Raw genomic sequence first — 7,791 nt, 5'->3', positions numbered from 1 at the left:
GATGGTCGAGGTGGTTGAACTTGAGCCGGTGTCGTTGGTGGCGGTCAGGGTCGCGGTGTAGGTTCCGGCGGCGGTGTAGGTGTGGGCGGGGTTCTGCGCGGTGGAGGTGCCGCCGTCGCCGAAGGCCCAGGACCACGACGTCGGCGCGTCGGTGGAGGTATCGGTGAAGGCCACGTCCAGCGGCGCGGTGCCCGAAGTGGGGGTGGCCGTGAAGGAGGCAACGGGCGCTGCCGGGTTGACCGTGATGGTCGAGGTGGTCGAGCTTGAGCCGGTGCCGTTGGTGGCGGTCAGGGTCGCGGTGTAGGTTCCGGCGGCGGTGTAGGTGTGCACGGGGTTCTGCGCGGTGGAGGTGCCGCCGTCGCCGAACGTCCAGGACCACGACGTCGGCGCGTCGGTGGAGGTATCGGTGAAGGCCACGTCCAGGGGCGCGGTGCCGGAAGTGGGGGTTGCCGTGAAGGAGGCAACGGGCGCTGCCGGGTTGACCGTGATGGTTGAGGTGGTTGAACTTGAGCCGGTGCCGTTGGTGGCGGTCAGTGTGGCGGTGTAGGTTCCGGCGGCGGTGTAGGTGTGCACGGGGTTCTGCGCGGTGGAGGTGCCGCCGTCGCCGAAGGTCCAGGACCACGACGTCGGCGCGTCGGTGGAGGTATCGGTGAAGGCCACGTCCAGCGGCGCGGTCCCGGAAGTGGGTGTGGCCGTGAAGGAGGCTACGGGCGCCCTTTCACCAGGGTCGTAAGCGTGCCAGTACCGGCTGGTGGCGTTCACGTCGGCGAGCACCAGCAGACCGCTGTTGGCCGTGCCCCGCGCCGCGCTGTTGAGGTTCTGCTTCGTTGACGTCACGTTGTGGACATACTGGTCGGCGTCCACGATACGAGCCGTCTTCGCGGTGGTGAAGTTGATGTTGTTCAGCGGCGAGGACTTCTCGTAGATGGCGCCCCCGGAGTTACTGCAGACACCGGCGTTCGTCGTGCCGTTCGGCTTCGGATAGGTAGCGAAGGTACGCAGCTTCTGCGTGCCCTCATCAATCAGGACGATCACCCGGTTCGGGCATTCGGACACAGGCGCGATCGGGTGCGCCGACCAGGTCGTGCCATCCAATGCCAACAGCTGGATCAGCGGCCGGGGCGCGGACGTGAACGACGTCTTGACGGCGGCGAAAACCCGTCCGCCCGAGGAGTCCAGCCACTTCAAATTCATGTGGTCATCACCGCTGTGCGGCCCCGACACCGCCGCCACAGGTTCGCTCCAGTCAGTGTTCGACGCTCCATCGACGTGGTAGCTCCAGTACATGCCGTCTGTGGCGTCACCGACCTCCCTGCTCCACATCAGACCCATCTTGCCGGGTCCGAACGCGATCACAGCCGACGTGTCGTCCATGGACACGTTGCTCAACGACGCAGGATGCGGGAACGGCGTGCCCCATGTTGCGCCGTCCGTGCCAGTGACGTTCAGATAGATCTTGTTCCCCTGCTGCCACGTGGCCCACACCCGACCCGTCGAGTCCTTATCGATGGTCAGGGTTTCAACCTTGTAGTTGTTGATGTTTGTAGAGGACAGCAGCGAGTACGTCTTGGTACTCGGGTTGTAGCTGTAACGCCGCATCGTCGTCGGGAAGTTCGGCTCAGCCGGCAGACCGTCGGCGACGAACCGATAGCTTGCCACATACAGCGTCGTCCCGTCCCACAGCACGTCATGATGGGTGCTCGCCCGCGTCTCCGTCGCCACGCCCGTATCGACCCACGAGCTCGTCGCGGTATGGAACCGGAAGATATGAAAATCCGAGCTGGCAGTGTCCCACAGGTTCCCCCACCAGAGCCCGTCGTTGAACCACAGCGAACTCGTCGCCCGCTTCGTACCCGTCGGCGTCCCCGTCCCCGAATGCGACGGACCCTCGACCCCAACATCATCCTGGGCAGCCGACGCCGCAACCGGCACCACCGGAACACCACCCAGCGCAAGCAGCAGCGTGATGAACGCGAGCAGGGTTTTTCTCATGGTCTCTTCCCGGCGGATGGTGGATTCATCGGTTGCCGCGGCTGTCACCGGCGACGGGCATCAGGTTCCGTGAAATTCTTCTCCCTTCGATTTTTGTCAGGCGTCGCGGCAGGCGTCTGGTCAGTGTATGCCCGGGTCAGGAGGCCAACCAGCGTGGTGAGGGGCTGCCGTGTACTCGTATTTCACGCAGGCGCTACCCGTCTTCCAGCCCGGACTACCCGGCTTTTACTGCGGTGCGGAACGCGTGCCTGCGTCTGTGTCCGACCCCGACGTCGGAACGAAGTTCCAGTCGAAAGACCCGTCGTCTCGAAGTGTCATCCGAAGGAACCCGTGGGTGTCGCTGAACCGCTTCACGATGTACGGCGGACGGCTAGTGAAGGGACGGAGACCGATGCCTCCCGTGGAAACCTGGAACGCTGTCATCCCGTCATCGACGCACTGGTCAGCGTTGTTCACCGGACATGACCGTTCGTAGTTGTGTTGTGACCCGGACAGGGTCAGACGGACCCGGTGCTTCCACATCACATCAATCCACGGCTTGTGGTCAGCGGCCCGCTCATGTTCGTTCGTGTTCGACGTGAAGTACGGTTCGTGATGAACGACTGCCAGGTGCTTGCCCGCTGCCTTGGCAGCAGCGAGGTCGTTGTCCAGCCACGCTGTCAACGCCTGAGCCTGCGTGGGGTTGTACCGCCAGAGCGCGGACGACAGGAACGCGAAGTGCCAGTTCCCGAAGTCCTTCGAGTACGGTTCCCCGTTCCTGATGAACCCACGCTCCTGGTTGACCGCAGCCTTTTCCCGAGACCCCGGGCATTGGCCATTCATGAAGTTGTCGAGGTCTTCGTTGTGGCCGGGTTGCCAGTCGTGGCTGGGGGCGGACACCCAGTACAACTTGGGCATCGTGCCACCCCACAACGGCGTCCAGTAGTTCACGTAGTCAGCGCAGTACGCGGTGTCGTACTGGAAGTCCCCGAGCCCCAGGAACGCGTCAATGTCGTTGTTCTGCACGAGCCGCGTGATCGCCGCACCGTTCCGGCCGGACGGGCTATCAGGCGCATAGTTCTTGACGCCGTTCATGTCACCGACAGCAGCGATCCGGACACCAGGCGGCCCCGGAGCGCTGGTGCAACCCGCGGCAGAGACCGCCAGGAGGGCTGCGGCGGTTGCGGCCAGGCTCCGGAAGGATCTGAAACGAGTTGGCGCTGACTTCATCCGATAACCCTCAGATGTGTCGGTACCCGAGGTACTCGGTGACCACCCCGGGATTGAAAGCGAACATGCCCGGCGACTTGCCTGACCGCTGTCACCTCGTGTGGAAATCGGTTACGAAGGCCCCGATCCTGCCGCGTACCTCGTCCTGAGTACATGCGGCACATCCTACCGCCCCACGGTGACCCCTCTTCCTCAGCCGGACGAGCGTGCTGTGGGGGTTCAGGTTCACGACCGACTGCACTACCTTTCTCCTATGGCCAAGGGCAAGCAACGGTGCTCTGACCCCCTACAGGAATTTCTACTCAGAAGGAGTGGGATAGGTCATGAATCAACGAACCAAAATATTCTTTGCTCTCGTCGTCCTGTTGCTTGTTGTTGGCGGGGCGGCACTTTTTGTCGTCGACAGCACAAAAAGGAGCAGGGCCGCGGAGTATGATCCGCAGATCAACCCGGCCGATTTCACCACCAAAATTACCAATCAATATTTCGCCCTCCCCGTCGGCAAAAAAATGACTTACGAAACGACCGAGCAAGGACGCGTCACCGAGAGGATTGAAATTGAGATCCTGCAGGAGACCAAGACCATAGAGGGCGTTGAGACGGCCATCTACCTGGATAAGGAATACAAGAACGGGCAGCTCGTGGAGGAAACCCGGGATTACCTGGCACAGCACAAGAACGGTGACGTGTGGTATTTCGGCGAGGACGTGAACAACTATTGGTACGGGATGTTGCTGGACCACTCCGGCAGCTTTCTGCACGGAAAAGATGGCGCAAAAGCCGGCATCTGGATGAAGGCCGAGCAGCGGACCGGCGATTCCTATAGGCAGGAATTTTACGTTGGCCATGCCGAAGACATGCGGGACACCGTGGCTACCGGCGAGACCGTGGCCACCAAATCCCGCACCTACACCGGCTGCGTCAAGGTTTATGACTGGACGCCGCTTGAAAAGAATTCCCGGGAGCACAAGTATCACTGTCCCGAGGTCGGTGGGCTGGTCCTGACCGAGGACCTGCAGACCGGAAAACGGTCAGAACTCGTGAATGTTGTCCAGCCCTAGCCTTCCAACAGCAGGCCCTACGCCCGCGCCGTCAGCCCCGGGACTCCGTCCTGGATCGCGAAGGAGGCTTTCGTGCTGACGGGGGATCCCGGCGTCGTGACGTGGTCCAGGACGCGGAAGTCGGCGGTGAGTGCGTCCTTGGTGATGGTGGTGTTCACGTAGCCGCGGTTGTCGTTGTAGAACTTCAGGTGCGGGTTCCAGGCCATGACCGGGTCCACTGTGGAGCCCGTGCCGTTGCCGGTGGAGGTGATGGAGGTGCAGACCAGTTCGGAGCCGACCACGGGGGAGGCGGGGTCCCTGTAGTCGACCTTGAGGTCGTTGGCCCAGTTGCGGTGGACGTCGCCGGTGAGGACCACGGCGTTGCGGACGTTCGCGTCCACCCAGCCCTGGGTGATGCGGCGGCGGGAGGCGGCGTAGCCGTCCCACCCGTCCATGGAGACGTCGTCGATCTCCGGGGCCTGGTTGCGGTCCTTTTCGGCGAAGAACACCTGCTGGCCCAGGATGTCCCAGCGCTGGGTGGAGTTTTTGAAGCCGTCCAGCAGCCATTTCTCCTGTTCGGCGCCGGTGATGGTGCGGTCCTCGGCGAGGCGTTCGGTGACGTTCTTTTTCCAGCCGTCGCCGGCGAGCTGGTCGTCCCGGTACTGCCGGGTGTCCATCATGTGGAAGTTGGCCAGCTGGCCCCACTGGATGGTGCGGTAGATCTTCATGTCGTACCCGGCCGGCACGGACGAGGCCCGCAGCGGCATGTTCTCGTAGTAGGCCTGGAACGCGGCGGTGCGGCGCTGCCGGAAACGCTCGGTGGTGTCGTTCAGCTGGCCGGCGTCCTTGTTCTCCGGGATCTCGTCCGCCCAGTTGTTGTCCACCTCGTGGTCATCCCACACCACCAGCCACGGCGCGATCGCGTGCGCGGCCTGCAGGTCGGCATCGGACTTGTACTGCGCGTGCCGCTGCCGGTACCCGGCCAGGCTGGAGGTCTCGGGGCCCTGGTGGTCGCGCGGGTTGCCGCCGCCGATCACGTAGCTGTCCTTCTTGTACTCGTAGATGTAGTCACCCAGGTGCAGCACCAGGTCCGGGTGGTCCTGGGCCAGCCGCGAGTAGGCGGTGAAGTAGCCGTGCTCGTACTGCGAGCAGCTGGCGAACGCCATGGCCAGCGCCGCCGGCGTCTCGTGCGGCGCCGGGCTGGTGAGGGTGCGGCCCACCGGGCTGATGTGCCGGCCCGTGCGGAACCGGTAGAAGTATTCGCGCCCCGGACGCAGTCCGCGAAGCTCCACGTGCACCGAGTGGGCGGTTTCGATCCGGGCCTGCTCGACGCCGCGGGCTACTACGGTGCGCATGCCGGCGTCTTCAGCCACTTCCCACGCCACCGCGACGTTGCGGGAGGGCATGCCACCCAGGCCGTCCCCGGCGATGGGGTCCAGTGCCAGCCTTGTCCAGATCACGAAGCCGTCCGGCCAGGGCTCGCCGGAGGCGATACCCAGCAGGAACGGATCGGTGCGGAGGCCGGCGTCGTCCGCTGTTGAAACGGCGACGGCGGCACCCGGCCAGGCAGCGACGAGCCCCGCCCCGAGGCCGGCGGAAAGGAGGGATCTGCGCGAAATGTTGTCCATGCGTTCGACCGTATGGTGGCCGGTTGGACAGGTTGTAAGGGCGGCGTGAATACGTGGTTAACTGCATGACAAAAGCTGTCGATTTAGAGCAGCTTCTACTTGCTGGAGCTCAGCGCGTCGAACTGCTCCTGCCAGAGGGCCAGCTCCTCATCGACGTAGCGCCGGTGGGCCGGGGTCCATTTGGGCCAGATGTCGGGCGAAGCCGGGGCTGGTGCGGGCCGCGGTGCCCGGTCTTTAACCGGGGGTGCTGCCCGGGTAGGAGCCGGGTGCGGGACGGGGCGTTGGACACGGGGTGGGTCCCGTCTGGCGCTGGTGACTTTCTTCTGACTGGTCCGCGGCTTCAGGCCGGTAATCCAGAACGCCAGGCTGGCGAGCGCCCAGAGAATGCTGGCCAGGACCAGCGCGGCAAGAAGGAAGGCAATCCAGAGCAGGAGTCCGATGGCTGGGAAGACCAACATGGTCTATTTTAGCGTCCGGACCCTCGACTGGATCAGGAGTATTTGAATCAACTGGGACGTGGGTGTTGGCCAGAACAAGGCATTAGGCAGCTTCTGGCAGGGGCGGCTGCACAGCTGCCGCACCTGCCCACAGGTGGTAGCCGGCCACCACCATGGCGAGCCCAAAAGGTATGGCGAGCAGGACAGCAGGTGTTTGTTCATTGGCTGCCAGCAGAGCGATAGTGCTGACCAAGAAGAAGATCCCGAGCCATCGTGGAAGAACACCTGAACGGAGAATGAAAACCCCGATCATCAGGAAGCCTGCGATGGCAGCCAGCAGCCCGGGGATGACAAAGTAGGGCATCCCCGGGAAGTCGCCGGCGAAGAATACGGTCTGGATAAGCGCGCCCGTAAACAGCAGGATGAGCCCAGTGGCGGCCGTAATCAGGCCAGCGTTCGCAAGCTTGAGGTACAGGCCGGATCGCCGTGCAAGAAGTGTCATGCCGGCTACGCCAACCAGTATGAGAAGGGGTGCGGCCGAAGCTGCCAAAGGGACAAACCCGGTTGATGAACGCATGGCCCTTGTCTCGCATTCCAAGCCGATGCAGCCGATCGGTTCCAGATTGTGTAGGAATGCGGCCAGGATGCACAGCACGCCGCCGAGCATCGCTGCGGCGCCAGCCCATCTGGGGAATTGCCCTGCCCGGATTCGGTCCTCGAAATTTCCCAGGGCCATCGTCAACCGCCATCTCTCTGGAGACCGCCTGTGTGTCTTCCTATGCTGGACCGGGCCGGTATGGCGGTCAAGGGCCGGTTGCCAACCACAGAAGGATCCGCCTGGATTCGTTGAGGCGGGTCGCTCGGCCGTCTCCCTCCAGCGCATTCGCAGCGGCTCGATGAAACCCCTCCGGATCCCAGCTGCCCCTTCCAACTATCGTTGCAGCTCCAGCCGGAACACCCGGAGAAGGACGTCCTCGCCGGGCACGTACCAGTCGCGCTCGTCATGCTGATCGTCCTGATTGCGGGCAGCGGCTGCGCGTATTCAATGACCCTTCGGACTGTCGGCGCAGTGCTCCACATCCTCCAAGACGCTCATGTACGGGTGGTCCGCGGCGAAGTGTCCGGCCCGCACGTAGGCGTCGCGGGTGATGCGCCGGACCCCGGGAAGGTCCGACGGCGCCGCCCGCCTGGAAGCGAACCTCACCGCGCGCCGTCGGTTGCGGCGGTCCGCTCAACATAGTGGCCCAGCTGTGCCAAATCCGGCTGCGAGGAGGGATGGCCCACGGCGTCCGCTCCCACAGCGTTGGCCACCGCCAGGGCATGGCCGCGGCGAGGGCGAGGATCAGGGTGTACTCATGGGCAGGGCGGCCCTGGCCGCGTGGTGCTCTCCCTGGACGGGGACTTTGCGCCGCACCTGGTGGAGACGCTGCTGTCCTTTACTGAGAGTACGACGGCGGCACTTGCCGCGGGTGCGGCGGCCGCCTG

The 7,791-nt window shown here is 64.0% G+C and carries 6 protein-coding genes and 1 pseudogene; 1 reads left to right on the top strand and 6 read right to left on the bottom strand.

All coding sequences use genetic code 11. From position 1 onward, the window contains the following. Nucleotides 1-1,992: PKD domain-containing protein (locus NFC73_RS05175; protein ID WP_254748179.1), on the bottom strand; the 1,992-nt coding region annotated here is incomplete at its 3' end. A gap of 225 nt (nt 1,993-2,217) precedes the next feature. Next, nucleotides 2,218-3,201 carry a metallophosphoesterase family protein gene (locus NFC73_RS05170; RefSeq protein WP_254748177.1) on the bottom strand — a complete coding sequence of 328 codons (984 nt, stop codon included), beginning with the start codon at nt 3,199-3,201 and terminating at the stop codon, nt 2,218-2,220. Between the two features lie 323 nt (nt 3,202-3,524). Here NFC73_RS05170 and NFC73_RS05165 point away from each other — a divergent pair, with 323 nt between their 5' ends. Then, the gene (locus NFC73_RS05165) at nt 3,525-4,262 is read left to right on the top strand and encodes a hypothetical protein (protein ID WP_254748175.1); all 738 of its coding nucleotides are present in this window, start codon (nt 3,525-3,527) and stop codon (nt 4,260-4,262) included. A 17-nt stretch (nt 4,263-4,279) separates the two neighbouring features. Here the strand turns inward: NFC73_RS05165 and NFC73_RS05160 are convergent, their stop codons facing one another. From NFC73_RS05160 to NFC73_RS05145, 4 genes and pseudogenes are all read right to left on the bottom strand, one after another. After that, on the bottom strand, nt 4,280-5,869 hold the full coding sequence (locus NFC73_RS05160; protein ID WP_254748173.1) for an alkaline phosphatase D family protein: 1,590 nt from the start codon (nt 5,867-5,869) through the stop codon (nt 4,280-4,282). 95 nt (nt 5,870-5,964) lie between these two features. Continuing rightward, the gene (locus NFC73_RS05155) at nt 5,965-6,327 is read right to left on the bottom strand and encodes a hypothetical protein (RefSeq protein ID WP_254748171.1); all 363 of its coding nucleotides are present in this window, start codon (nt 6,325-6,327) and stop codon (nt 5,965-5,967) included. 82 nt (nt 6,328-6,409) lie between these two features. Then, nucleotides 6,410-6,808, bottom strand: coding sequence for a hypothetical protein (locus tag NFC73_RS05150; RefSeq protein ID WP_254748169.1), 399 nt, complete (start codon nt 6,806-6,808; stop codon nt 6,410-6,412). A 698-nt stretch (nt 6,809-7,506) separates the two neighbouring features. Further along, nucleotides 7,507-7,626: pseudogene (locus NFC73_RS05145) on the bottom strand (ribokinase); the annotation flags it as partial. Nucleotides 7,627-7,791: the final 165 nt, after the last annotated feature.

Source organism: Pseudarthrobacter humi, from assembly GCF_024294965.1.
Taxonomy (GTDB): Bacteria; Actinomycetota; Actinomycetes; order Actinomycetales; family Micrococcaceae; genus Arthrobacter; species Arthrobacter humi.
This window is presented reverse-complemented; position numbering and strand designations above follow the sequence as displayed.

What these genes read in the sequence shown, in the direction of transcription:
- NFC73_RS05170 (WP_254748177.1), bottom strand. Translation starts at nt 3,201, where the DNA reads ATGAAGTCAGCGCCAACTCGTTTCAGATCCTTCCGGAGCCTGGCCGCA.
- NFC73_RS05165 (WP_254748175.1), top strand. Translation starts at nt 3,525, where the DNA reads ATGAATCAACGAACCAAAATATTCTTTGCTCTCGTCGTCCTGTTGCTT.
- NFC73_RS05160 (WP_254748173.1), bottom strand. Translation starts at nt 5,869, where the DNA reads ATGGACAACATTTCGCGCAGATCCCTCCTTTCCGCCGGCCTCGGGGCG.
- NFC73_RS05155 (WP_254748171.1), bottom strand. Translation starts at nt 6,327, where the DNA reads ATGTTGGTCTTCCCAGCCATCGGACTCCTGCTCTGGATTGCCTTCCTT.
- NFC73_RS05150 (WP_254748169.1), bottom strand. Translation starts at nt 6,808, where the DNA reads ATGACACTTCTTGCACGGCGATCCGGCCTGTACCTCAAGCTTGCGAAC.